At 44.1% G+C, this 24,125-nt stretch carries 26 protein-coding genes; 7 read left to right on the forward strand and 19 right to left on the reverse strand.

All coding sequences use genetic code 11. The annotated features are described in order from the left end of the window. Window positions 1-164: 164 nt before the first annotated feature. Window positions 165-1,367 (forward strand): NnrS family protein, encoded by a 1,203-nt coding sequence (locus tag K1M91_RS06770; RefSeq protein WP_232800869.1) that lies wholly within the window; start codon window positions 165-167, stop codon window positions 1,365-1,367. A 176-nt stretch (window positions 1,368-1,543) separates the two neighbouring features. Here the strand turns inward: K1M91_RS06770 and K1M91_RS06775 are convergent, their stop codons facing one another. The 6 genes from K1M91_RS06775 to K1M91_RS06800 all read right to left on the reverse strand — a co-directional run bounded on the left by K1M91_RS06775 (window position 1,544) and on the right by K1M91_RS06800 (window position 5,745). Continuing rightward, a complete protein-coding gene (locus tag K1M91_RS06775; RefSeq protein ID WP_232800871.1) occupies window positions 1,544-1,783 on the reverse strand; it encodes a type II toxin-antitoxin system ParD family antitoxin in 240 nt (79 codons plus the stop codon). A 235-nt stretch (window positions 1,784-2,018) separates the two neighbouring features. Next, window positions 2,019-2,648, reverse strand: a complete 630-nt coding sequence (locus K1M91_RS06780; protein WP_232800873.1) for an SCO family protein — start codon at window positions 2,646-2,648, stop codon at window positions 2,019-2,021. Beyond that, window positions 2,645-3,550, reverse strand: coding sequence for a heme o synthase (gene cyoE, locus K1M91_RS06785; protein ID WP_232800875.1), 906 nt, complete (start codon window positions 3,548-3,550; stop codon window positions 2,645-2,647). Before cyoE ends, K1M91_RS06780 begins: the two co-directional genes overlap by 4 nt. Then, entirely contained in the window at window positions 3,543-4,547 is a 1,005-nt protein-coding gene (locus tag K1M91_RS06790) for a COX15/CtaA family protein (protein WP_232800877.1), read from the reverse strand. The genes cyoE and K1M91_RS06790 overlap by 8 nt, the downstream gene beginning before the upstream one ends. Before the next feature lie 33 nt (window positions 4,548-4,580). Further along, entirely contained in the window at window positions 4,581-5,024 is a 444-nt protein-coding gene (locus K1M91_RS06795; protein ID WP_232800880.1) for a hypothetical protein, read from the reverse strand. Next, entirely contained in the window at window positions 5,011-5,745 is a 735-nt protein-coding gene (locus K1M91_RS06800; protein WP_232800882.1) for an SURF1 family protein, read from the reverse strand. The genes K1M91_RS06795 and K1M91_RS06800 overlap by 14 nt, the downstream gene beginning before the upstream one ends. A gap of 10 nt (window positions 5,746-5,755) precedes the next feature. Here K1M91_RS06800 and K1M91_RS06805 point away from each other — a divergent pair, with 10 nt between their 5' ends. After that, complete coding sequence (locus K1M91_RS06805) at window positions 5,756-5,965, forward strand: DUF2909 family protein (protein WP_232800884.1); 210 nt, start codon at window positions 5,756-5,758, stop codon at window positions 5,963-5,965. 12 nt (window positions 5,966-5,977) lie between these two features. On the opposite strand, the gene K1M91_RS06810 is transcribed toward K1M91_RS06805, so the two are convergent. The 7 genes from K1M91_RS06810 to K1M91_RS06840 form a co-directional block, all read right to left on the reverse strand. Then, window positions 5,978-6,871, reverse strand: coding sequence for a cytochrome c oxidase subunit 3 (locus K1M91_RS06810; RefSeq protein WP_232800885.1), 894 nt, complete (start codon window positions 6,869-6,871; stop codon window positions 5,978-5,980). A 12-nt stretch (window positions 6,872-6,883) separates the two neighbouring features. Beyond that, window positions 6,884-7,420 (reverse strand): cytochrome c oxidase assembly protein, encoded by a 537-nt coding sequence (locus tag K1M91_RS06815; protein WP_232800887.1) that lies wholly within the window; start codon window positions 7,418-7,420, stop codon window positions 6,884-6,886. Between the two features lies 1 nt (window position 7,421). Further along, entirely contained in the window at window positions 7,422-9,038 is a 1,617-nt protein-coding gene (gene ctaD / locus K1M91_RS06820) for a cytochrome c oxidase subunit I (RefSeq protein WP_232800889.1), read from the reverse strand. 1 nt (window position 9,039) lies between these two features. Then, the gene (gene coxB / locus K1M91_RS06825) at window positions 9,040-10,110 is read right to left on the reverse strand and encodes a cytochrome c oxidase subunit II (RefSeq protein WP_232800915.1); all 1,071 of its coding nucleotides are present in this window, start codon (window positions 10,108-10,110) and stop codon (window positions 9,040-9,042) included. Between the two features lie 425 nt (window positions 10,111-10,535). Then, complete coding sequence (lexA, locus tag K1M91_RS06830; RefSeq protein WP_232800892.1) at window positions 10,536-11,159, reverse strand: transcriptional repressor LexA; 624 nt, start codon at window positions 11,157-11,159, stop codon at window positions 10,536-10,538. A gap of 100 nt (window positions 11,160-11,259) precedes the next feature. Further along, complete coding sequence (locus tag K1M91_RS06835; protein ID WP_232800894.1) at window positions 11,260-12,300, reverse strand: glycosyltransferase family A protein; 1,041 nt, start codon at window positions 12,298-12,300, stop codon at window positions 11,260-11,262. A gap of 124 nt (window positions 12,301-12,424) precedes the next feature. Further along, window positions 12,425-12,781, reverse strand: coding sequence for a diacylglycerol kinase (locus K1M91_RS06840; protein WP_232800896.1), 357 nt, complete (start codon window positions 12,779-12,781; stop codon window positions 12,425-12,427). Window positions 12,782-12,929: 148 nt separating this feature from the next. Between K1M91_RS06840 and plsB the strand changes: the two genes are divergently transcribed. Further along, a complete protein-coding gene (gene plsB / locus K1M91_RS06845; protein WP_232800898.1) occupies window positions 12,930-15,359 on the forward strand; it encodes a glycerol-3-phosphate 1-O-acyltransferase PlsB in 2,430 nt (809 codons plus the stop codon). A gap of 148 nt (window positions 15,360-15,507) precedes the next feature. Here plsB and ubiA read toward each other — a convergent pair whose 3' ends face one another. Then, window positions 15,508-16,383: a 4-hydroxybenzoate octaprenyltransferase gene (ubiA, locus tag K1M91_RS06850; protein WP_232800900.1), complete on the reverse strand. Its 876-nt coding sequence runs from the start codon at window positions 16,381-16,383 to the stop codon at window positions 15,508-15,510. Between the two features lie 3 nt (window positions 16,384-16,386). Beyond that, on the reverse strand, window positions 16,387-17,001 hold the full coding sequence (locus K1M91_RS06855; protein ID WP_232800902.1) for a chorismate lyase: 615 nt from the start codon (window positions 16,999-17,001) through the stop codon (window positions 16,387-16,389). Window positions 17,002-17,177: 176 nt separating this feature from the next. Here K1M91_RS06855 and K1M91_RS06860 point away from each other — a divergent pair, with 176 nt between their 5' ends. Beyond that, window positions 17,178-17,582 (forward strand): flagellar basal body-associated protein FliL, encoded by a 405-nt coding sequence (locus tag K1M91_RS06860; protein ID WP_232800903.1) that lies wholly within the window; start codon window positions 17,178-17,180, stop codon window positions 17,580-17,582. A gap of 76 nt (window positions 17,583-17,658) precedes the next feature. Here the strand turns inward: K1M91_RS06860 and K1M91_RS06865 are convergent, their stop codons facing one another. The 4 genes from K1M91_RS06865 to glpE all read right to left on the reverse strand — a co-directional run bounded on the left by K1M91_RS06865 (window position 17,659) and on the right by glpE (window position 21,274). Beyond that, window positions 17,659-18,846, reverse strand: a complete 1,188-nt coding sequence (locus K1M91_RS06865) for an AGE family epimerase/isomerase (RefSeq protein ID WP_232800904.1) — start codon at window positions 18,844-18,846, stop codon at window positions 17,659-17,661. A 27-nt stretch (window positions 18,847-18,873) separates the two neighbouring features. Continuing rightward, entirely contained in the window at window positions 18,874-19,845 is a 972-nt protein-coding gene (locus tag K1M91_RS06870; protein WP_232800905.1) for a carbohydrate kinase, read from the reverse strand. 139 nt (window positions 19,846-19,984) lie between these two features. Next, entirely contained in the window at window positions 19,985-20,836 is an 852-nt protein-coding gene (gene glpG / locus K1M91_RS06875; protein WP_232800906.1) for a rhomboid family intramembrane serine protease GlpG, read from the reverse strand. Window positions 20,837-20,956: 120 nt separating this feature from the next. After that, window positions 20,957-21,274 carry a thiosulfate sulfurtransferase GlpE gene (glpE, locus tag K1M91_RS06880; protein WP_232800917.1) on the reverse strand — a complete coding sequence of 106 codons (318 nt, stop codon included), beginning with the start codon at window positions 21,272-21,274 and terminating at the stop codon, window positions 20,957-20,959. A 305-nt stretch (window positions 21,275-21,579) separates the two neighbouring features. Here glpE and K1M91_RS06885 point away from each other — a divergent pair, with 305 nt between their 5' ends. The 3 genes from K1M91_RS06885 to K1M91_RS06895 all read left to right on the forward strand — a co-directional run bounded on the left by K1M91_RS06885 (window position 21,580) and on the right by K1M91_RS06895 (window position 23,959). Beyond that, on the forward strand, window positions 21,580-22,446 hold the full coding sequence (locus tag K1M91_RS06885; RefSeq protein WP_232800907.1) for a DUF6134 family protein: 867 nt from the start codon (window positions 21,580-21,582) through the stop codon (window positions 22,444-22,446). A 643-nt stretch (window positions 22,447-23,089) separates the two neighbouring features. Beyond that, entirely contained in the window at window positions 23,090-23,473 is a 384-nt protein-coding gene (locus tag K1M91_RS06890; RefSeq protein WP_232800909.1) for a hypothetical protein, read from the forward strand. Window positions 23,474-23,581: 108 nt separating this feature from the next. Continuing rightward, the gene (locus tag K1M91_RS06895) at window positions 23,582-23,959 is read left to right on the forward strand and encodes a hypothetical protein (RefSeq protein ID WP_232800911.1); all 378 of its coding nucleotides are present in this window, start codon (window positions 23,582-23,584) and stop codon (window positions 23,957-23,959) included. Window positions 23,960-24,125: the final 166 nt, after the last annotated feature.

The raw sequence follows: 24,125 nt of genomic DNA on the forward strand, positions 1-24,125 counted from the left end.
TTTACACCTTGAACAATTCGCGCGAAGTGTAACAAACCATCCGCTAAACACTACCTATAAAGGGTAAAATTGTATTTAATTAGCCGCTTATTAACGCAAAGCAAGCATCGCGGTGGGAGTACAGATTATCATCAAGAACATATCTCATAATTCAAGGAGCCCTGATGCTTAATATTGTCGATAGAGCGAAAGAAGACAGAGTACTACCAATATTTCGACTTGGCTTTCGGCCATTCTTTCTATTTGCCAGCTTATACGCAATTTTATGTATTCCTGTGTGGCTATGGCTGCGTAGTCATGGTCAACCCGATCTACTCGTAGTCCCCGCCCTATGGTGGCACGTTCATGAACTATTATTTGGTTTTGCCATGGCGATAGTGATGGGCTTTGTATTAACGGCGGTGCAAAACTGGACTGGGATCCGAGGTACGCACAGTTGGGCTTTAGCGGGTTTGTTTAGTCTATGGCTGTTACCGCGGCTATTATTTTGGACCCCGACACCATTGATTATCATCTTAATCATTGAGTCTCTATTTATCTTAAGTTGCGCCATTGCAGTAGCTAAACGTGTGATAAAAATGAAACGCTGGAAAAACCTATTTTTCGTGCCGCTGTTGCTACTCGCTTTAGTGGTTAATGCATTAAGTTACATCAGCATTAACGGCCAACCAATATTGGGGCTTCAATTGCCATTTACCAGTTCAGCACTGTGGCAGAGTATGATTTGGTGGTTTGCCTTATTATTATCAATCATGGGTGCTCGAGTGATTCCTTTCTTTACCGCAACAAAACTAGGCATAGACAAACCCAGAAGCTTTTTTTGGCTAGAAAGCGCGGCGAACATTCCATTCATTGTGCTTTTTATTTTAAGCTTTATACCAAGCTTAAATGCTCTCTGGTCGCCGCCCTTATTCGTGTTTGCCGCCACCTTTCAATTTATTCGTCTATATCGCTGGCAAGGCCTTAAAACCTTACACGAGCCCCTACTGTGGTCATTACATTTAGGCTATGCCTTTATTCCTCTTAGTTTATTGGTGCTGGGGCTTAATCTGTTTCCGGGATTTTGGCACGTATCATTACATTTAATCGCCATAGGCAGTATTGCGGGGGTTATTTTGGCTATGATCACTCGGGTTACCATGGGCCATACTGGTCGCAATATCTATCAAGGACCGAATATGACCTGGGCCTTTCTTGCCATCGCTGGTGCAGCATTGGTGCGCACCTTTGCTGTTTTACTTTGGCCACTATGGATGAATGAATTGCTTTGGTTGGCTGGTGGCTTATGGTGTTTTGCCTTCGCTATATTCACATTAAAATTTGGGCCTATGCTAGTTCAACCCCGTGTCGATGATCACCCCGGTTAAACTAAACCGTTAATAACGTAAAGTGAGTTGGAATAGCTTTGATACAATTCTATTGCAGATTTCAGGTTGCCTTAAAATACAGCACCTGCTTCATTCACTTGAATGAAGCAGGTAAAGGCAGGCTCTGGTAAACGCATCGAAGAGAATAAAACTTGCTGAGTGTCGCTTTCTCGCCATCAAGCAGCGAAATCGTCAAATTCAGCAATCAACTGTTCAAATGAATATTCAATTAAGGCGTTCTCACAACCATTATTCATCATAAAACGCAGCGCATTGGCTTTTGCTTCAGCATGCTCTAATGCCTTTAGCCCTGCCAGTATCACATCTTTCTCAGAAGCATAACGCCCTGTCGCTACTTGCCGCGCAACAAAACTATTAAAATGCGTATCCAACATCAAACTGATCTTTTCAGTCATTCGCTCACCTTAGACTTAGATGAAAAACAAAACCCAAGAAACAAACTAGGGGTTGCTGCTCTACCTATCAATTAAAAATAACAAAGATGTATAATTAACCGCCTAAATCGATATTAGACTATATTGATAGATCTAACAAAATATGTTCAAACTAAATGGCCTAGGCCAGAGAAGGATAAAACCTCTGAGTAAGCATCACTATTGCTAGCGTTAACATTAAGAACGGTTGCTTAAACTAACGGTCAGAAATAACATAAAAGTCAGACACTAACTGATCCATATCAACAGCAGGTATGCTACCAGGCTCAAACTCTGGCCGAAATACCGCCTGTAACTCTCCTTCTGGATTAAGTAACGCAATCGATGCACTGTGATCAACTAAATACGCTCCTTCTGTGCCCTCTTCGACGATGCTATAAACCATCCCTAGCGCACGAGTCAGTGGAAACAACACTTTATGAGCAGCTGTTACACCAACAAATTCATCATTAAAATAGTGAGTATATTCGGTCAAATTTTTTGGCGTATCACGGTTAGGGTCAACCGATAAAAACACCACCTGCACATCAGCCTTTGCCGGGTTAGCCTTAAGCTGAGGGTAAATACGATTTAAGTCGGCGAGAGTCGTTGGACAAATATCAGGGCAAAAGGTATAGCCAATAAACACTAGACTCCAACGCCCGAGTAAATCTTTTTTGGTAAACTCACTTTGGTCCCGCACTAAAGTAAAGTCCGCTAACACCTTAGCCGGCTGGTAATACACCGCTTTCACTGCAGGTGCGCGATTAATAATTTGTACCCCTGCCCAGCTTCCAGCCAGCAAGGCTAGCAGCGCAATCAATATCCATGATGATTTAGATTTCATAACAACCAATGATCCAACAACAAAGCTAAAAACAGGATCATGAGGTGAACAATCGAAAATTTAAAGGTATTTATTGCACTATTGGGCTGTGGCTTAAATTTTAATCGCCAAGCATGCTGCATAAAGCGCAGATTAAGCCCCATCACTACCACCCCATAAAGCCATGACGACAACCCAGTTAAACAAGGTAATAGCGCAACGGCACAAAGTAACAAGGTATAAAGCAACACGCAGGTTTTGGTAAATTCAACGCCATGAGTTACCGGCAACATAGGAATATTAGCTTTGGCATAATCATCACGACGATGAATAGCTAACGCCCAAAAATGGGGCGGTGTCCAAGTAAAAATAATCATCACCAACAACAGCGCGTTGCCATCAAACTGCCCGGTCATGGCTGTCCAGCCCAATAAAGGCGGCATTGCCCCCGCTAAACCACCTATCACGATATTTTGCGGTGTGGCGCGTTTTAAAAATAAGGTATAGACCACCGCATAACCTAACATGCTAGCAAAGGTTAAAATAGCTGTTAATAAATTGGCGGCCAATAGCAGCATGACAAAACCCATTAGCGCTAATATACCCGCGAACAGACTCGCATTAAGCACCGACACGCGCCCCTTAGGTAAAGGCCGACCTTGAGTGCGCGCCATTTTGTCATCGATGTTGCGATCTAAAATCTGATTAATCGCCGCAGCAGACGCACAAACTAAACCTATACCCAGTAGTGAAAAAGTCGCCTGCAGCGGAGGAAGCCAACTTTCAACAGCCAAACACATTCCCACCAACGCAGTCAGCATCAACAAATAAATAACCTTTGGCTTCGTTAGCTGATAATAGCTGCGCCAGGTACTGCTCACAGATGTGTCTAACGCACCGGAAACACTTAATAATTTAGCCATGTCGACCTCCTTGCTCTTGCTTGGCTTGATACAAGCGCAGTAACAAGCTCACCAGTAATAACACTAAACACGCCGCCACTAAATTATGTGCCACCGCAATAGCAATAGGTAATTGCAACACCACATTACTAATTCCTAAGGCAAACTGAACACTCACCGCCACCAATAGTCCCCAAGCCAAGCCTCGACTTAAACTGTCTCGACTACGTAATAGCCAAGTAATGGCCAGCGCAACTAAACACAGCGCGGTCACCGCCGCCCAAATGCGGTGACTAACATGGATAGTGGTGCGCGCGCCATAATCTAATACCCCATATTGATAAGTGTCAGCTTCTGGAACGTGAAGCGCAGCAGCTAGGTTATAGTTTTGCCACCAGTTGCCTTCACATAGCGGTAATTGCGTGCACACCACAGCCGCATAATTTGATGAAGTCCAACCACCTAAAGCGATTTGACACAGAAGAACGGCCAATCCTAACCAAGCTAAGCGAGACAAGCCCTGCCGCCATTGAATTTTCGTCCTTGGCATCGGCCACTGTTTAATGGTGAAGAGAAACAACAACGCCAGAATAAAGAAACCACCGAGCAAATGCCCCATCACTATTAAAGGCATCAAATTCATGGTGACAGTCCACATCCCTAGCGCAGCTTGAAAAATAACGCCCAATAACAAGCTCACACACAATAAGCGATCCACCCGACTAAAAAGGGCATGTAATGCAAAAGCAAAGATGAGTAATCCTAAACTTCCCGCTAAATAACGATGGATCATCTCATTCCATGCTTTATGGGGCTCAAGGGGAACGTCAGGAAAAGCCGCAGCGGCCTTTGCTATTTCGTCAGGTGAATTAGGCACACTATGGTGGCCATAGCAGCCGGGCCAATCAGGACAACCTAAACCCGCTTCCGTTAAACGCGTATAAGCGCCCATACCAACCACCAAAAAAGCCAGCACTAGCGCGATAATAGAAAGATATTTCAGCTTAAAAATGGCCATCAATCACCCTCATCCATGCTTCTCGCCTAACGTTTAACCCACTCGAGACATTTTCAATAACTTGCGTAAGTCCGTTTGCAATGCCTTAGCCACCTGTAATTGCTCACTCTGCTGCGATGGGATCACATAACGCAATAACACCAGCCCGGTAGGGTCACAAATATACCAATAGTCGGTACTCAATTTAGCTTGCTCTGATTCACTAAGCTGCGCCATAGAAACACTACGCACACGATGCTGTTCACGCCCTAATGAGCTGATTAACTTAGGTAATAAGTTTGCCTCTTGATCGGTTTTCGGGTGTAGCAGTAACCATTGGCGATTATCACTCACTAACAACATCACTTGCTCAGGTAAAAACTCGCCTTTATTAAGCTTTCCCGCCTGATACCAGTGCTGATTAAGTACTAGTTTCGCCACGCCAAAAGGCAATACAAACACTAATAACAACAGCAGTAAGGTTTTATTTTTTCGCATATAAACCACCTCGCTGATAAAACCAGAAAAACAATCCAGTAGACACTAAGGCCATTAAAAACCATTGCCAGGCATAACCTATATGTTTCGCTGGCGTCATGGTGATTAAGGGCCATTCTTTAACAAAACCAATATTTTGATCAGGGCCGACCCGTAACACCGCCGGTGACAAAGACCAGCCTTGCTGCTGATAAAACACAGCTAACTTATCCATATCTAGCCCTTGTAACCGCTGCGGCCAAGTATCGCTTAATGGCTCATCACCTAACTGAAAACCCAAATTTGGTTGATGTAGCAACCCAGCAACCGCCACCGTGCCCTGCCAAGCTTCTAATCGAGATAAATCAGGCCAGCGCTGGCGATCGCCCAAACCAGAGACCCAACCCAAATTAACCAAAATGCGCTTATCACGCTTTTCACTATCACTGGGCGTTAGCGCCAGTAACACTTCGTAGCCCACCTCGCCTTGGTGCACTTTGTTATCCAGCAGCCATATTTTCGAAACATCTAACTCGCCAATCAGCTGAACCGTTTTTAAGCTCAGTTCTTCGGCACTTTGCTGCCATAGCGCATCAGTATCAGCCAAGGCTTGCGTTTGTGCTCCGCGATCTAAAATAGCCTGTTTTTGCGTGGCGCGATCCAATTGCCAAAACCCCGCCTTGATCATTAAGCCAATCAGAGCCAAGTTTAAAACTAAGAAAGAGATCCTTCTCCAGCGCATAAGGCTCCCTATGGTGATAAAAATTGTGATTATTGGCGTGGTACTTGCGGTACTGATTAATCTCGCATTAGCCTTACCTACTTTGTTAAAGCAGCCCGATAAAAGTCTGCTAACTCGCTATCTAGGTCGTCGTTTGTTCGGCTCAGCCTTGGTGTTATTGATTATATTCATAGCCATCGCATTAGGGCTGATCACACCAAACCCAGCCCCTTGGCACTAACCCAAGTTTAATTTAAAGAATATAAACAAAGACAAATAAACACAGCCAAACCACATCGACAAAATGCCAATACCAACTGCCCGCCTGAAAGCCAAAATGCTGCGCCGGGGTAAAGTGCCCCTTGAGTACACGACAAAACAGCACAAACAAAATAATGGTACCTAAGGTAACGTGTAGGCCATGAAATCCAGTGAGCAAAAAGAAGGTATTACCGTATAAACCTGAGCTTAAAGTAAGGCCCATTTCTTGGTACGCATGAATGTATTCTTCTGCTTGTAAAAACAAGAAAATGCAGCCTAACAACACCGTGAGGCCAAGCCCTAATTTCACTTGCGTGCGCAGGCCTCGCTCTAAATTGATATGAGCAAAATGCAAAGTAACTGAAGAAATTAATAGAATAATTGTATTGGCTAATGGCAACCCTTGCCAAGGCATCGCCGTCGTTGTAATGCCGCCGGGGGTAGTAACCAGCGGCCAGTGAGCTTGAAACTGCGGCCAAAGCACTTCATGTGTCATGGCATTATTCCCTGCTCCGCCCAACCACGGTACAGCAATCGTACGAGCATAAAATAAGGCCCCAAAAAAAGCCAAAAAGAACATGATTTCTGAAAAGATAAACCAACTCATGCCTTGACGAAATGAGCGGTCCATTTGTGCACTGTACATACCCGACATCGACTCAGTAATGACATTACCAAACCAACCAAACAGCATGAAAATAATGACCACACTGCCGAGAAACAGCACCCAACTATATTGGTCGCCACCACCGCCAATCCAGCGCGCGGCCCCGAACGCCATCAAAAATAACCCGACCGCTCCAACAATCGGCCAAATACTTTGGCTTGGCACATAATAAGCCTCGGTTTTTTCAGTGGAATGTTGCTCAGAAGAAGTGCTAGACATAACCGTGCTCCTTTAGCCTTTTTGCTGCGGCTGAGGCAGTTCGTATAAGGTATAAGACAAGGTAAGAGTGCTGATATCTTGCGGCAACTCGGTATCGACAAAAAACCGCAGCGGCAAAGTGGCAGTCTCGCCCGCAGCAAGGGGTTGCTGATTAAAGCAAAAACACTCGGTCTTATTTAAATAATTAGCGCCTTGCCCAGGTGATACCGATGGCACCGCTTGTCCAACTTGGTCCTTCGCGCTGAGATTCGTGGCGATAAATTCCATTTCGTACATCTGACCGGGATGAACTTTTAATTGCTCAACCTTAGGCGTGAGCTGCCATTGCATGCCCTTGCTGATGTAAGTGACAAACTCGACTGTGACAATACGTTCAATATCAATACCTTGGCTACTTTGAGCTTGCGCATTCACAATATTACTGGTTTTACCGTTCAGCCCAGTTAAATCACAAAACACCTGATACAAAGGCACCAACGCAAAGCCAAAGCCAAACATGCCAAAAACGACAAGGCATAATCCACCAACTAAACGCCGTGAGCTGGCCATGTTATTTAATCTCAGGTGGTGTGGTATGAGTATGATAAGGCGCAGGAGAAGGCATTTCCCACTCTAAACCTTCAGCGCCTTCCCAAGGTTTGGCGGCGGCGCGCTCACCTTTGCCACGCATACACTTAATCACCACCACTAAGAAAATCAGTTGCGATAAACCAAAGGCAAAGCCACCGAGACTAACCACCGCATTCACATTAGCAAACTGCAGTGCATAATCGGGGATCCGTCTTGGCATACCCGCTAAGCCTAAAAAGTGCATCGGGAAAAACAGCACATTGACTGAAATTAACGAGCACCAAAAATGCCACTTAGCTAACCCTTCGTCATACATATAACCCGTCCATTTCGGTAGCCAGTAATAACTCGCAGCCATAATGGAAAAAATCGCGCCCGACACTAAAACATAATGAAAATGTGCCACCACAAAATAGGTATCGTGATATTGAAAATCCACTGGCGTGATCGCCAACATCAACCCAGAAAAACCACCGATGGTAAATAGCACAATAAAAGCAATGGCAAACAGCATTGGCACTTCAAAGGTGAGAGAGCCGCGCCACATCGTTGCAACCCAGTTAAATACCTTCACCCCAGTCGGAATGGAAATCAGCATAGTGCAATACATAAAGAACAATTCAGCAGCGACCGGCATCCCAGTGGTAAACATGTGATGGGCCCAAACTAAAAAGCTTAATCCCGCGATAGACGCGGTGGCATACACCATAGAAGCGTAACCAAACAAAGGCTTACGTGAAAAAGTAGGGACAATGGCTGAGATGATGCCAAATGACGGCAAAATCATAATGTACACTTCAGGGTGACCAAAAAACCAAAAAATATGCTGAAACATCACCGGATCGCCGCCGCCGGCGGCATCAAAAAAGCTGGTACCAAAATATTTATCTGTCAGCACCATGGTCACCACTCCAGCCAACACAGGCATGACTGCAATCAATAAGAAAGCAGTGATCAACCACGTCCAAACAAATAGCGGTAACTTCATCATAGTCATGCCCGGCGCACGTAAGTTGACTATGGTAACAATGACATTAATGGCCCCCATAATTGAGCTAATCCCCATCAAATGAACCGCAAACACGAATAACGCGGTGCTATCAGGGCTGTATTTGGTCGATAATGGGGCATAAAAAGTCCAACCAAAATTGGGGCCGCCGCCTTCCATAAATAAGGTCATTAGCATTAAGCTAAAGGCAAAAGGTAAAATCCAAAAACTCCAGTTATTCATTCGTGGCAATGCCATGTCTGGCGCGCCTATCATTACCGGGATCATCCAGTTGGCTAAACCAACGAAAGCTGGCATTACCGCACCAAACACCATAATTAAACCGTGCACTGTGGTCATTTGATTAAAGAAATTTGGCTCAAGCAATTGCAATCCAGGTTGAAATAGCTCAGCACGGATCACCATCGCCATCGCACCGCCAGTCAAAAACATGGCAAAGCTAAACAGCAGATACAAGCTGCCAATGTCTTTATGGTTTGTGGTGTAAACCCAACGTGCTAAAAAACCCTTAGGCTTATGGTCGTGCCCTTCATGAATATGCTCGTCGGCATCTGAAACGAGCGGGTTAGAAGCGGATCCTGTACTCATGTTATAGGTCCTTCTGCTGCATCACCGCTTTTACTTGCGCGGGTTGGATCACGTCGCCGGTATTGTTTCCCCAAGCATTTCGCTCGTAGCCAATCACGGCAGCTAATTCTTTTAACGTTAATTGTTTACCAAACGCTTGCATCGCGGTGCCTGGCTTACCATGCACAACAATGTTGATGTGGCCTAACATGTCTTGGGTAGCAATTTGACTACCTTTAAGGGCGGGAAATACGCCAGCCAAACCTTCACCACTCGCTTGATGGCATGCGGCGCAATGCTTGTTATAAACTTGCTCACCTAGTCGCATCATTTCATCCATGTCCATACTCATGGCCAACATGGCTTGCTCTTCGGCTTTGGCTGCTACAGCTTTTTGCTCTTGCTCAGCTAACCAAGCTTCAAACTCTTCAACGGGTTTCGCGATCACCACAATAGGCATAAACCCATGATCTTTTCCGCACAACTCAGCACATTGACCGCGATAAATGCCGGGCTCATTAATCCGAGTCCACGCTTCATTAATAAAGCCGGGATTAGCGTCTTTTTTCACGGCAAAGGCAGGCACCCACCAAGAATGAATCACATCTTCTGAAGTCACCAAAAAGCGCACCTTTTGGCCAACAGGCAAAACCAATGGATAGTCCACTTCAAGTAGGTAGTTTTCGCGCTTTTGTTTTTGGTTATGAATTTGATCTTGGCGGCTGGCCAGTAAACTATAGTATTCAACATCGTGGCCAAAATATTTATAGTGCCACTTCCACTGTGAGCCCGTCACTTGAATGGTTAAATCCGCATCACTGGGGTCTTCCATCGCAATTAAGGTTTTCGTGGCAGGGATCGCCATACCAATCAAGATCGCAAAAGGGATGGCGGTCCAAATAATTTCGACTTTGGTATTCTCATGAAATTGCGCCGCTTGCGCGCCTTTATCTTTACGGTGATTAAAGATAGCCCAAAACATTGCAGCAAAAACCACTAGGCCAATCACACAGCAGATAATAAAAATAGTCATGTGCAAGTCGTAAACTTGCTGACTGATATCGGTCACGCCTTCAGTTAAGTTAAACGGCATTGATTTGGCTAACAATGAGTTTGAAAAGCTCACTATTAAAACCAAGCAACAACATTTACAAACTGAGCGGATGAACAATAGAATTTTAAACATTGAACGATCTAGCTGGCTCACATGACCTCTCCTCTGTCACCGCCAACGGTCGAGGCCAACAAAGTTGGCCTCTTCCCCAAGTAGGTAAAGCTAAGCTCCCCGCTACGTTCACCTAAGACAAGTAAAGCAGCTTTTAACCATTTGTAAAATTTATGTTAATTTTTTTGTGGCAAGAATTAAGCGCGTAGCAGTAAAATGAGAGTCGTCCAATGTTGGCAAGAAAAATTTATTGTAAAGGGGGGCTAATCAGAAGAAAGCAAACAAGCGCAGAAGTAAAAAATGACCGCCTTGAATAAGGCGGCTTGAATTCTGGTTAACTAGGTAACAACAGGTTACATCCAATCTGCGTTGCGAATAACGCCAACTGCGATACCTTCAACATCGAAATGCTCACTGGCTAAATCAACCTTAATGGTATTGAACTCTTCATTTTCGGGGTGTAGCAGCACTTGTCGTCCATCACGCTGAAAACGTTTTACTGTTACTTCATCTTCAACCCGAGCCACGATCACTTGGCCGTTGTGCACATCTTTGGTTTTATGCACTGCAAGTAAATCACCGTCCATAATCCCAATGTCTTTCATACTCATACCACTAACGCGTAACAAGAAATCAGCACTGGGGTGAAATAAGTTCGGATCCACTTTGTAATTACACTCAACATGCTCTTGCGCCAATATGGGCTCACCTGCAGCAACTCGGCCAATAAGGGGTAGCCCTTCATCTTCATTGGCAGCAGGCTCTGCTTCTACCAAACGAATACCACGAGAGGTTCCAGGCATCATTTCAATCACGCCTTTTTTGGCCAAGGCCTTCAAATGCTCTTCAGCTGAGTTAGCACTTTTAAAGCCTAACTGTTTGGCTATTTCCGCTCGCGTTGGCGGCAGCCCAGTATCGGCAATGTTATCTTTAATTAATTCCAGAATTTCTGCTTGGCGCGGTGTTAATGGTTTCATGATTACAGCCTGTTTTTATATACAGTTAACTGTGAGTATATACAGTTAAATCAAAGCGGGCAAGCCTACCTTGTAATTCGGTGCTGAGCTCTTTTAGCGACTAACCATAAAACCTGGCTTTGTTACGGCGTTTAGGCGACCAAAAAATAGTTAAGGCAAATTTAAACACCTTTAGCTGTGGTACCAATTGAGCACTTAACAGTAAATAGTTAAATGCTGCACTTTTGTCTCCATGCTGCTTTAGAGCATCCCAAGCTGCATTAAAATAGACTTGGGCTAATGCTGACTTAGCTTGTTTTCTGACTTCCTTGAGACTCGACAACTTGCAACAAATCCCATAAAAACGCTTCTTAAGCATTAAATTGGCTTCAAGTTGTTGATGATTAGACTGCCCACTCGAAAAATACCGCTGGCCTTCACACCGCGCGAGATAAGACCGAGCCCGATGGAACCCAAGTTTTACTAAACAGCTAGCGTACAAAGCAAATTCACAATCATTAAGCTCATCTAACAAACGAGCTTCGCGCGCACAGTCAATCGTATCGCGACCATCATAAGCTGCTTGGTGCGCTAAGTTTCGAACATGGTTGACCTCTAACCACAGTTGTTTTTTAGCTAACGGATGCTGTAATGCGGAAGGGGCTAATTGTAACAATGCAGAGCAAGCATTTGTTAAATAATCTAGTTCAGGAGCCAGCTCCATTGGCTGTGCTAGCGCCATAAAACGTTCAAGTGCCACCCCTTGATTACGATTGAAGTAGTCACCACGCTCACCAAAACCTGTTACGTTCAGATACAACAAATCCAGTTTATGCGCTCTTAGGGCCGCCATTGCTATATCGAGTGAACCAGCAGCTAAACGATCATCATCATCTAATTGGTAAATGTACTGCCCTGATGCCAATTCACAGCCTTTTTGACGCACGCGATAAATACCAATACTGGTTTCATTGCGATGAACTTTCACCTGAGAGCCAAAGCGCTGTTGTAATGCCACCTCATTTACTGCGGGCTCTGAAGCATCATCAATAACTAGAATTTCACTTGGCGATGCGTAGCTACCAATAGCACTTTCGACAGCCTGAGGTAACAATTGGGGCCGATTATGAGTGGGGATAACAATGGTAAGCGAAGGTGGCATGACGAGACTCCGAAGCAATAAAGTACTCGTCAAGTGTAGTCAAAGCAGGCTGGCAATAGGTCAGACCTGGAGCTTTAAAAATGAATTAATGAAAAGCCATTATTAAATCAACAACATACAATAATTAAAACAGTAAAATATCAGCCCATACATATACTGTAAGCGTTAACGCCACAAACACCGCTGCGGAGCCTAAGTCTTTAGCACGTCCCGCTAGCTCGTGCTTTTCTAAACCAACGCGGTCAACCACAGCTTCAACCGCTGAGTTTAACAATTCCACAATGATCACCAGCAGCAAACAAGCAATCATTAAAATACGCTCTACTTGTTCAACATCCAACCAACAAGCAAGGGGAATAAATATCACTGCTAACAACAACTCTTGGCGAAATGCCGCCTCATGTTTAAAAGCATGCTGAAAACCCTGAAGAGAATAAATACCTGCCATAAAAATTCGCTTTAACCCGGTATTTTTTTCCATTTTTATGTCCTTTTTTTCATAAATTGCCGCTACTTTTAGTGTATTTTAGCGCCATCTAACTCGCGTAGCTTGGCCATAAGATATGACAAGCAAGCGACAGGTGCTAACAATTTATCTATTAATCAGCAATTAAGGCTAAGGGCATTCGATGAATTTTTTACAACGCTTTTTTCTAAAGCACCTGGTTGCCAGTAAAACCGTGCCTAGCTGCCCGCAAACTGACTTGCAAATAGATGTAGATAAACCCATTGTTTACGCATTGAAAACCCTCTCTTCCAGTGACTTGCTGACACTGCAGCGAGCTTGCCAAAAGCTCAATTTGCCCGACCCTCTAACACCGTTAGCCATCAACCAACAAAACATTAACCGTTATGTTTGCTTAAATAAACCCAAGCGCTTGTTCTCTAAAACGCCGCGCAAAGCTTATGAAGACCAATTCAAAATCTTGCTCGACCTACATCAAAACAACGATGATATTGACGTACAACTAGTGCCCGTCACTCTGTTTTGGGGCCGCGCACCTGGCTATGAAGGCCACAAACCTTGGTTTTCTATTTTACGTGCTAGCTCACCAAATTGGATAAATAAGACCTTCACTATTTTGTTTCGTGGTCGTGATAGCTTAATCCGTTTTAGCAAGCCTCTTTCACTGCAGCGTCTATACCGCGACTATGGCGATGATCCCAACTTGGCCACTAAGCTAGAAAAAATAGCTTACACCCATTTTACAAGGCAGAAGCTGGCAGCCAAAGGGCCTAAATTGCCACAACGAAACAAAATGCGCCAAGATTTACTCGCCTCCGATGTGATCCATCAAGCCATCGTCAAAGCGAGCCAAGAGCAAAATATCTCTCTTGCTGAAGCCGAAAAGAAAGCCACCCGCTACCTTGATGAAATAGCATCAGATTTTTCCTACCCACTCGTCCGGCTCGGTGACAAAGTACTCACTTGGGTATGGAACAGAATTTACCAAGGCATTATGGTCAACAACGCCGAAACCGTGCGCAACTTGGCGCACAAAGGCTATGAGATTGTCTTTTTACCTTGCCATCGTAGCCATATGGATTATCTACTGCTGTCGTCAATTATTTACCAGCAAGGCATGACGCCGCCTCATATTGCTGCCGGCGTGAACTTAAACTTTTTCCCTGCAGGGCCTATATTTCGCCGTGGCGGCGCATTTTTTATCCGCCGTACTTTTAAAGGCAATCCTTTGTATGCCAGCGTATTTAAGGCTTACTTAAGTTACCTATTCAGCAAGGGATACTCACTAGAGTTCTTTACCGAAGGTGGTCGTAGCCGCACTGGGCGATTGTTACCCGCCAAAACGGGCATGCTGGGCATGACGATCGAAGCGATGCAAAACACACCTAATCGCCCGATTGCCTTGATCCCAGTTTGTTTAGGTTACGACCATGTCATGGAAGTAAGTACTTACATGAAAGAGCTGCAAGGGCAGAAAAAACAAAAAGAATCGTTCTGGCAGGTGCTATCAATTACCAACAAGTTGCGTAATTTTGGCCAAGGCTTTGTTAACTTTGGCGAGCCGATTTTACTTAACCAGTTTTTAGATCGCGCCCATCAAGACTGGCGTGATGAGGGCAACCTAACGGAGTCAGCGCAGTTTCCTGCCACCATTAATCAGCTCGGACGTGAAGTCATGACCGGAATTAACCGCGCCGCCGCGGTCAATGCATTGCCATTATGTAGCTTAGTTTTATTAGCCAGTAAAAGACATACCCTAAGCCGCGAGCAGCTATTGACGCAACTAACCAGCTACTTATCTTTGTTGAACAACGTTGAATTCAGCCCGCTTGTCAGCCTGCCACAAGGGAATGCTGAGTCGGTATTACAAGCAGCACTCAGCATGGATAAGTTCCGCGTTTATCAGGATTGTTTAGGTGAAATCATTAGTATTGAGCCCGATCAAAGTATGCTGCTCACCTTCTATCGAAATAATATTATTCATTTATTTGCCCTGCCGGCACTGATTGCCAGCTTAGTGCAACATGATGAAGGCACCACATTAGAGCAGCTAGAAAGCGACCTAAAACAACTCTACCCTTTGATCAAAGCAGAGCTATTCCTACCATGGGATGCAGACGAAATGTGGCAGCAAGGCCAGAAATATTTAGCGCACTTAGTGCAACAAGGCTGGTTGGAATGTGAAATGAATGCAAATACCGAACGCTACTTCAGTGTCAATCAGCACAAAACGCAGATCCGTTTACTCGCTAACATTATCGATGAGACCATTCAACGCTATCATATCGTGCTAACACTGTTGCAACGCGATCAACCCGTCGAATTGAAAACCTTAGCCCAGCAAAGCACGCAAATAGCAGAGCGCTTAGCTCAGCTGCACGGCATTCGTGCCCCCGAGTTTTTCGATGTGAAGGTGTTACAAATATTTATCGAGCAGCTGCAATCGCAGCAATATATTGATCACCAAGATCAGGTAAATAAACCAGCCTTGCATCAGCTACACCAGCTCACTCGCAACCTATTATCAGATGAAGTGTTGAGCACGATAGAGGACACGATTGCCAATCAAGATCAAACTGATCCATGCCACTAGTTTGATAGAAATCTGGCTCAGCCGAGGGATATATTCAACGACCAAAATACCGTGAATATATTCCTATCCCCATGCTTATCCAGAGCATAAATTTAATGAAGAGATTCAATTTCGTATCTGCAGCACTAAACCAATACCCACGACAACATTAGCGCAGCAACCAATCCACCACAATGCCGACAAAAATAGCTAGGCCAACGTAATTGTTGTTTAAAAATGCGCGAAAGCAATCTGGCCCTTGGCGACCACTTATCAAACGTTGCTGATAGGCAAACAAAGCCGCTGCTACCAACAAGCCCCAATAAAAACTCGCTCCAGCTTGGGTAACAAGTGCAAAAACCAGCAGCAATAACAAGGTGGATACTTGCAGCAATCCTGTTATCAATTTGTCGAAACGACCAAATAAAATCGCTGTCGATTTAATGCCAATTTTTAAATCATCCTCCCGATCCACCATGGCATACATAGTGTCGTAGGCAATGGTCCAAGTCACATTGGCTAAAAACAACAACCAAAGCTCAGCCGGTAAAGCGTTAGTTTGCGCGGCATAAGCCATCGGAATCGCCCAGCTAAATGCTAACCCCAACACCAATTGTGGCAGGTGAGTGAAACGCTTCATAAACGGATAACAAAAGGCCAAAGTTAATGCCGCAAACGACAACAATATCGTTTTCGTATTTAGCGTAAGTACCAGCGCAAAGGCAGTTAAAGCAAGTAAACCAAACAAAGTAAGGGCTTCTTTACTGGTGACTAAGCCCGACGGCATCGGTCGATGTTGAGTTCGGCTCACATGACCGTCCACTTTACGGTCGGCGAAATCGTTGATCACACAACCTGCAGAGCGCATTAAAAATACACCAAGTGTAAATACAGCTAGAACCCAGCCATCAGGGATCCCCTGGGCAGCAGACCACAGCGCCCAACCCGTTGGCCATAATAATAATAAACTGCCAATCGGACGATCAAGGCGCGTCAGCCGGGCATAAGACTGAAGTTTTTCAGCACTAAGAAAGGAAATACTCATGATTTAGTCATTTTGTTGATAAGCCTGCGCTGCAGGTAAAAAAATTTCATGAACCAGCAAAGGTTTATTTGATAAATGAAATAAAGAACGCCGCCCCCAAAGAGTAGTAACGCCTGCCTCATCAAAACCTTGCTGAGCAACGCGTGACACCTGAGTGCTACTAGAAAATGCTGCCACCACTAAATTTTGCCGTGTCATGCTCGCTGCATTAAACAAGGTAGCGCCCAATGGTTGTTCGCCTAGCTCGGCCAATTGCCGCTCTTCACCCGTTAAGGTAGACGCGGGGATCACAGTGCGAGCAAACACCCAAGGCTGTTGGTCACAACAAAGTAACACTTCTCGCACTAAATACTGAATGTTAGCGCTAGGGTTGAAGTATTTTGAATCCGCTAACGCTTGTCGCTCTACCTCACTCACAGGTAAAAAGTCTTGACCGATCAAGCGCACACTAAATTGCTGACAACTGGCCACTAGCCGCTCAGTTAACGAACCGGTGTCAGTTAACCAAGAATGCAAGCTACCGCCTAATTCAGGGTGATGCTCAACAACCTGCCAGCTCGCATCCACTCCTAAAGGAAAAGCCTGTTGAAAATGCTGGAAATGAGATAGTGCAGGCAAAAGGCATCCTTGTCGCGCTTGATAAAATAAGGGCAAAATCAAAATATCTGTCAGTAATGACAACAAATTGTAACCCGTGAAACTAAATTCTTCTATGCTAATACTTAACAGCGGCAATACTTTACCCTAAACTGCTGCCATCTATTTGTTTTATAAATATCTACTGGGATCTAATAATGAAAAAAGGACTCATCTCCTTATTGGTATTACTTTTTTTGAGCGCCCCCAGCTTAGCTGAAGAAGAAGCCAAGAAGAGTGATGGCATTGCCTACTACGCCTTTGAGCCTGACATTATCACTAACTATATCAAACCCGGCAAGCGTATCGGCTATGTACGTGTGGCGGTAGAATTCCAACTCGAACACGCCAGTGATTTAGCCGCTATCGAACACCATGACCCCTTACTGCGCGATGCCATGATCGAAATTTTTGGTCGTCAAGATGAGCAAAAAATTAAATCGTTAACCGGTCGAAATGAAATTCGAGATGCCTGCCTACAAGAGGTAAACAAGCTATTAGTACAAGAAGCGGGGATTAAAGGAGTCAGTAATATTATCTTTACCAAATACCTTTACCAATAATCACCGGCCCAAAATAACAAGATAAAGCCTCACCATACCGATAGCGTGAGACTTTATCGCAGCATGGCTTCTGCTCCTACTCGCTAGTTAAAACATGCAAAATTTCTAAGCAAGCGCCAATGGTATGGTAGTCAATTTTGGCACCGGGCCGGGCGATAGTTGGGTCTAGCACTTGATTATCGGCACTCAGTAAACGCCACCAAGGCTGATGCTGCTGATTGCAGAAGTGGGTCCAACAGTACTGCCATAACTGATCATAACATTGCCAATACACTTCCTTACCCGTGGTTTTAGCCAACAGAGCGGCCGCCACCATTGATTCCGCTTGTACCCAAAAATATTTATCGTCGTCGCAAATATTCCCTTGCGGATCAAAGCCATAATATAAACCGCCGCGATCTTTATCCCATGCTTTGGTCCACGCCGCATTAAATAACGCTTCAGCCCGGATCATCAGCCAAGGCTGAGCTTGGTGGCGATAAATCAGTAGCAATAACTTAGCCCACTCGGTTAAGTGTCCCGGCTGGAATCCCCAAGGGCGGTACAAGTTCTTTGGGTCATCCTTGTTATACTGCCAATCCACCTGCCAGTTTTGACTGTAATGCTCCCAAATTAAGCCATCTGTGCTTTGGGTTTGACGAATACAAATATTCTCGGCAATTAATAAGGCGCGGTCTAAATACTTTTGCTCACCAGACGCCTCAAAGGCGGCAATCATCGCCTCACAAGCGTGCATATTGGCATTTTGACCACGGTAATCGCTGTAATTTTGCCAATCAGCACTCGCTTGATCGGCATACAAACCGCTATCAGGTTGCCAAAAGCGCTGCTCAAGTAATTCAAAGGTATCATTCAGCCCTTGCTTTGCTCCATCTAATCCCGCTTTGAGCGCGCCAGCATACATTAGCAACACAAACGCTAAGCCGTAACAATAGTTCTCTTGCTCAATGGGAGTCGCGTCGTCCATTACCCAGTTATACGCGCCACGCTCAGCATCAAAGTGCTGGTTTTTCACATAATCTAAGCCATGTTTCGCACTAGCTAACCAGCCTTCTTGCTTGAATTGACTGCCACAAGTAGCAAATACCCAGGTTAAACGGGTTGAACTGACCAGCTGCTTTACTGGCCCTTGTTGATGCTCGCCACTAGGCAATAAGGTTTGATAAAAACCCCCTTGCGGGTCAATGGCATGCTGCTGATAAAAATCGGTAAGCTGCTGAATGTGTTGCTGAATAAAACTTGGATCGCGAAACTGAATAGTCATGTTCATCATTCCCCAAAAATGGATTCATTAGAGCCCTTGAATATCACTTAAAGTAGGTAAGGCGCTCCATGCTCCTTGGTGTGTCACCGCAAAGCCACCTCCTGTCACCGCGGTTTTCAGCGCAAATTGCCAGACATCATCATGATTAAGCGCTTGTTCTAATGCGGCGGGATTACACACATTTTGTGCCAACATGGCATATAACCAAGCCCCCATAAACGCATCACCGGCACCCGTGGTGTCCATAACTGTCACTTTCGGTGTTACTTGAGTTAAGGTTTTGTTTGCCATGTATAAAGAAACTGGTTTGTCAGCATCGGTGACTAAAACCAAGCTTGGCCCCAAAGTAAGCAAGTCTTCAATAAATGCTTGCGTTGGCTCCTCAGCCGCTAAATATTCCAGCTCATCTTGGCTTAACTTCACAATGTCGCAATAAGAAATACAATCAAGCACTCTCGCCTTAATCCGTGAAGGATCGCGCCATAGTGGCAAGCGCAAATTGACATCAAAGCTGGTCAGAAAATTAGCTTGTTGCGCCTGTTGCAACCCCATCAAAGTTGTTTGGAATAGACCTTCATGGGTCAAAGTATTAGAGCAAATATGGAAAATACCCTCGCCGGAAAACACGCCTTGCGCAAAGTAATCAGGATCAAAATTCAAATCAGCGGTGTTTTCGCGCGCAAAAGAAAAAGAACGTTCGCCCTTTTCATCTAACGAAACAAAGGCCATTGGCGTCGCATGCTCAGGATCAGTCAATAAATGGTCGGTATTCACATCCATTTTTTGCAGTGACTGACGGAGAAATTCACCTGCGTCATCTTGGCCAACTGCGCCAACAAACTGAGCCATCTGGCCTAAACGCGCCACAGCCACCGCAACATTAGCCGGTGCGCCACCAGGAAACTGACCTTTGACGGGAATATCCAAACCACCGAAGGGGCGGAATTCAAGAGGGATCCAATCAATTAAAATCTCACCAAAGGTGATGATACGGGCCATGAAGATACTCCAATTAAAGGGGGTAGACCAAACATAGTACCACCATGGAATAAATCAAAAGTCGATTAGATTAATTTTTTACATAAAAAAAGAGAAAGCAGCTAACTTTCTCTTTTTATAAGTAATACTATGGAAGGATCTACGGTACCGCTGAGATGTTACGGTTTCGTGTATCCCAAGCCGCTTGTGCCAAGCCAATCGCTAAACCAAAAAAGTGCACCATATTAGCAACGGGTGGGCCTAGCACATCGAAAAAGCCAAGCACCAACCATGCGATCATAAAAATCATCAAAGGTTGCGGCAAACCTAAGCCACCTTTTGGATCGCGTACTCCCGTTAGCCATACGTAACCAGCCAGTGCATACACCACTCCCGATAAGCCGCCAAAATTGGGACCGTCTAGAAAAAATTGCACACTATTTGGAATGATAGAAGCCACTAAAAATAACAACAAGAGTTTAGCAGAGCCCTTATTTTTCTCTATCAAGCCACCTAAATGCCACCACCACAGTAAGTTAAATACGATATGTAGCACGCTAAAGTGCAGCAAGCTAGGGCTGAAGAAACGCCAAATTTCCATGGAATGAAAATCGCTGGTATGGCGGAAAAATTGTAACGACTCATAGACTGGACGAAAAAATCCCGTCATCGTCAGGACATATACTAAAGTACACAGAGCAAAAATAAGCAAAGTAAACGGGCCTGCGTGAAACAAAAAATCACGCAAAATTAATAACCCGCCGCCTTGGTAACCCAAATCTTGGTTATCGGCTTGCCCTACTTCCCAACTGGCTTTTAAATATTTATCCGCGGTAGGGTTTTGTACAAACAAGCGGAGCTCTGCCAGCGCAGCTTCATAGTCATCCTCAGCAACATCAATCGCCACCGAGGTTTCATCTTTACGCAATTGGCAAGCAACCCCTTGAGTTTGCATGTAATCAACGTAGGCTTGAGCCAAACGCGCGTTGTCTAATACAATCAGCTCTATCAAAGAGACTCCTCAATCATGATTTTTATACACCAGCCAATGTACAGAACATTGAGCCACCTTTGTTCTAACTCAAGTTAAAAAGACATTCGTAACCAGTGCTATTTTACATGCCTAATGCAATTACTCGGCTACAACATCAAAGCTACGACGCCAAATGTCCATACCACCATCCATGCTATACACTTCATCATAGCCTTGATTCAGTAAAAATTGCGCCGCACCTTGGCTTGAATTGCCATGATAACAAACCACTATAACTGGGGTTTCAAAATCAACCTGCTCAACAAAAGCACCTAAGCGCTCATTAGTTAAGTGAAACGCGCCTTCAATGTGGCCGCTTTTAAACGATTCAGGATCGCGAATGTCAGCAATGACCACCTCACCTTGTTTAATTTTTTCTGCGGTTTCAGGCACTGAAATATGGCCAAATTGATCCATCATGATGTTGCTCCTAAGAAATTTTTGCCCAGTCTAACATAGCCCCCACTGAGCCCAACCCTGAAAAGAGTAAGGGCAATGACTAAGTCGAGTTTTAGCTTATAAAAATGCATTAATTAATCAGCCAAAGATGCCTGCCTATCACCATAGATATAGCATCAGTATTGCCGAGAGCGCCATTACAATCCAGTGAGCACGGCCACGTTGAGCAATTTGGGACACGTTTAACCACTCCGGTTTTGCCAAGATCTAAAATACAGCAACGCGCAACCAAAACCATACTACATCAAAAGGGCTGCACAAAAATGGGCAACGCCAACCACTACAAAAGTCGCAAACTCAGCTTGGTTACTATCTTTACGCTAACGGTTTATAGTCACAACGTGATGACCCAAACTCAGCTAACACAGCCAACCCAGCAATGGAACTATGAAATAACACTAGGAGAGAAGTTGGTCGGCAGTATGAAGTCGACATTTCAGGCAGAACAAAACGGCTATCGATTAAAACAACAGTCAGAAATAACAACTTCAGGCCTTTGGGCAGATGACAATATACGAAGCACCCTATCAGAAAACTATCAACTTGATGGCACCTTGATTAAATCAGATAACCATCTCAGACATAACGACGAAACGGTATGGACAAAAATTGAACTATCTAACAACGAATACCTCGCCATTCACTCCGAGGTCACCACCGAACAACAAAAAGAAGAAGCGGAAGCCGTTGAAATAGTAAAGCAAGCCGTAACAACGTTAGTACCTAATGCTGGCCACGTCATTATGCTAGGCGAAGTCTTATTAGCAGAGCAAAACAATGTCGCTAAAAATAGTCGCTTAAGTAAGAGTGACTTTGACTCCAGCTTTGCGGCTTTACCCTATTATTGGCAGCAACATGCCTATAGTTTGCCTAAAAAAATGAATATATTTGATACAGAAAACATGACGTTATTCAGTGCCAACATTCAATTCATCGGTACTGAAGCCCACAGCATCAACCAAACTACAATCGAAGCCCAACACTACCGATTAGACATAACCGACAGCACACCGATCGACATTTGGCTTGCTGGAACGAAACCAAGCCTAAGTTATTTTGTGCAAATCGCCGGGCGAGAGGATGGCGAATCGTATACCGTTAAGCTTAAGGGGTTATCGAAGGCGTTTTAATACCGTGTTTCAGTCTGTATTTTGTTAACGCACAACTAGGCGGATTTCACACCCATATAATATGTACTTTGGCTGCCGTCTGGCGCTATTTAACCCGAATCTTGGATAAGCGAAATAGTATGCTTTCCAGCAAAAACGCGGTGAATATGTCCCTATACGCTTTGCGTTTTCATCCTTGAAAACGAAATTTTGCCGTAAAACATACTTTATTTAGCTGTGTGAAACATAAACAGAATTGAGGTTATTTATAACCTCCGTCATATTCATTTACTCGCTGAATTATTATTAATTCATGTCCATGAGGGCCCTGCTTAATAATCAGGGCAAACCCATGAATATTTTTTGAGCGTTTAGTGGTGCTTTCTTAAACGAATACATTAACAAACAACAAGCTAATATCTGTGTTGGTTGATGACATTATTTGCTCTAAATTTGACTGGGCATAAAAGCAACCATTTACGCCTGTCGCATAACATTATTACTCGCCGTTTTGTCGGAAAATAACCGCGAGATCATAACAAGGTTAATAATCTCTCGTTTACTATAGATAAAATTGATGTGAATATTGTGGATATGTTTTATCCGCCGTTTTGGGGCGTTTTATCACCCCACTTTGGGATCTAATAAGCTGTTAGGTGTAACAATGATTGTAATTGGTAGCGTTGAAGGTTTAGGTATTCAAATAAAACCCCTTAGAAACCTGAAAGCTGATGGTTTTTGTCAAGCAGATGTTAAAATAAAATTGAACAGTTTTGTTGGTCAGATTAATGCTTATATTGAACACTCAGATTTTAATCGTTTTTTAGTTGAGTTAATTGTATTAAACCAGCGATTGAAAGGTAAGGCTGAATTACGACCTATAGAAGATCAATTTTCGGTTTGTCTAATTGGAGACGGTTTAGGTCATATATCTGTTGAGGGTCATGCTTTTGAAAGAGCGAGCCATGGAAGTTGTTTAAACTTTGAATTTGAAATTGATCAAAGCTATTTACCTGAAATTATTAAGTCTCTACAAACAGTGGTTTAATACACCATACAAGGCATTTAAACGGAATAAAAACAGTTGGTTATGTTTCGTGCCTCAACAGTACAACCAACTATTTTTGTCCGCTTAATGTGGCGTTAGCACAAAATTATGAATGAACATGTTCCATATGAAGAAGCCATAGGTAGGCAGCCTGATTTCATAGTTGAGTATGAAATTGATTTAGCAGATACATTGAAAGAAGCTAAACCTACCCAGGGTATGAGAGTAGATTTTCTATATGAAGGAGATGATCCTCAAGTAGAAGGTGTACACATGATTTGGCCAGAAATATTGGACAAAGATGGTAAAGTTTTTCGAGACGCGACTCCAGGTAATATTCCCAAGAAAGGGTATGCAAACATGTGGGTTGTTAATGATGATAGAAGACAATATCATCATGAGAGAATTAAAGTTGGTACAAAGGGGCAATGGTGGCGAGGAGGCCGAGTAGCATATGTTTCTGTTGTTCAGGTTAACCAAGAATAGTGCTAACACATATGAGCCTCCCGTTTGTCAAGAGGTACGCTGATCCCTTCGACTGTTTTTTAATCGAATTTAAAGCCAATCAGCAAAGGCGTTTACTTCGCTTTGTCATGCTGTTGTTAGGATATCGCCTACAACAAACACATATTGAGGCTCTCTTAGTGCGGTC

The sequence above is a fragment of the Motilimonas sp. E26 genome (genome assembly GCF_021278025.1).
In the GTDB taxonomy this organism is placed as follows: Bacteria; Pseudomonadota; Gammaproteobacteria; order Enterobacterales; family CBDFNC01; genus Motilimonas.

Coding starts and splice junctions, on each gene's coding strand:
- K1M91_RS06860 (WP_232800903.1), top strand. CDS start 17,178: ATGAAAAAAGGACTCATCTCCTTATTGGTATTACTTTTTTTGAGCGCC.
- K1M91_RS06815 (WP_232800887.1), bottom strand. CDS start 7,420: ATGGCCAGCTCACGGCGTTTAGTTGGTGGATTATGCCTTGTCGTTTTT.
- K1M91_RS06770 (WP_232800869.1), top strand. CDS start 165: ATGCTTAATATTGTCGATAGAGCGAAAGAAGACAGAGTACTACCAATA.
- K1M91_RS06810 (WP_232800885.1), bottom strand. CDS start 6,871: ATGTCTAGCACTTCTTCTGAGCAACATTCCACTGAAAAAACCGAGGCT.
- K1M91_RS06775 (WP_232800871.1), bottom strand. CDS start 1,783: ATGACTGAAAAGATCAGTTTGATGTTGGATACGCATTTTAATAGTTTT.
- glpE (WP_232800917.1), bottom strand. CDS start 21,274: ATGGATCAATTTGGCCATATTTCAGTGCCTGAAACCGCAGAAAAAATT.
- K1M91_RS06840 (WP_232800896.1), bottom strand. CDS start 12,781: ATGGAAAAAAATACCGGGTTAAAGCGAATTTTTATGGCAGGTATTTAT.
- ctaD (WP_232800889.1), bottom strand. CDS start 9,038: ATGAGTACAGGATCCGCTTCTAACCCGCTCGTTTCAGATGCCGACGAG.
- plsB (WP_232800898.1), top strand. CDS start 12,930: ATGAATTTTTTACAACGCTTTTTTCTAAAGCACCTGGTTGCCAGTAAA.
- coxB (WP_232800915.1), bottom strand. CDS start 10,110: ATGCCGTTTAACTTAACTGAAGGCGTGACCGATATCAGTCAGCAAGTT.
- K1M91_RS06780 (WP_232800873.1), bottom strand. CDS start 2,648: ATGAAATCTAAATCATCATGGATATTGATTGCGCTGCTAGCCTTGCTG.
- K1M91_RS06795 (WP_232800880.1), bottom strand. CDS start 5,024: ATGCGAAAAAATAAAACCTTACTGCTGTTGTTATTAGTGTTTGTATTG.
- K1M91_RS06805 (WP_232800884.1), top strand. CDS start 5,756: ATGGTGATAAAAATTGTGATTATTGGCGTGGTACTTGCGGTACTGATT.
- K1M91_RS06790 (WP_232800877.1), bottom strand. CDS start 4,547: ATGGCCATTTTTAAGCTGAAATATCTTTCTATTATCGCGCTAGTGCTG.
- ubiA (WP_232800900.1), bottom strand. CDS start 16,383: ATGAGTATTTCCTTTCTTAGTGCTGAAAAACTTCAGTCTTATGCCCGG.
- K1M91_RS06865 (WP_232800904.1), bottom strand. CDS start 18,846: ATGACTATTCAGTTTCGCGATCCAAGTTTTATTCAGCAACACATTCAG.
- K1M91_RS06870 (WP_232800905.1), bottom strand. CDS start 19,845: ATGGCCCGTATCATCACCTTTGGTGAGATTTTAATTGATTGGATCCCT.
- lexA (WP_232800892.1), bottom strand. CDS start 11,159: ATGAAACCATTAACACCGCGCCAAGCAGAAATTCTGGAATTAATTAAA.
- K1M91_RS06835 (WP_232800894.1), bottom strand. CDS start 12,300: ATGCCACCTTCGCTTACCATTGTTATCCCCACTCATAATCGGCCCCAA.
- K1M91_RS06890 (WP_232800909.1), top strand. CDS start 23,090: ATGATTGTAATTGGTAGCGTTGAAGGTTTAGGTATTCAAATAAAACCC.
- K1M91_RS06895 (WP_232800911.1), top strand. CDS start 23,582: ATGAATGAACATGTTCCATATGAAGAAGCCATAGGTAGGCAGCCTGAT.
- K1M91_RS06885 (WP_232800907.1), top strand. CDS start 21,580: ATGGGCAACGCCAACCACTACAAAAGTCGCAAACTCAGCTTGGTTACT.
- cyoE (WP_232800875.1), bottom strand. CDS start 3,550: ATGGCTAAATTATTAAGTGTTTCCGGTGCGTTAGACACATCTGTGAGC.
- K1M91_RS06800 (WP_232800882.1), bottom strand. CDS start 5,745: ATGCGCTGGAGAAGGATCTCTTTCTTAGTTTTAAACTTGGCTCTGATT.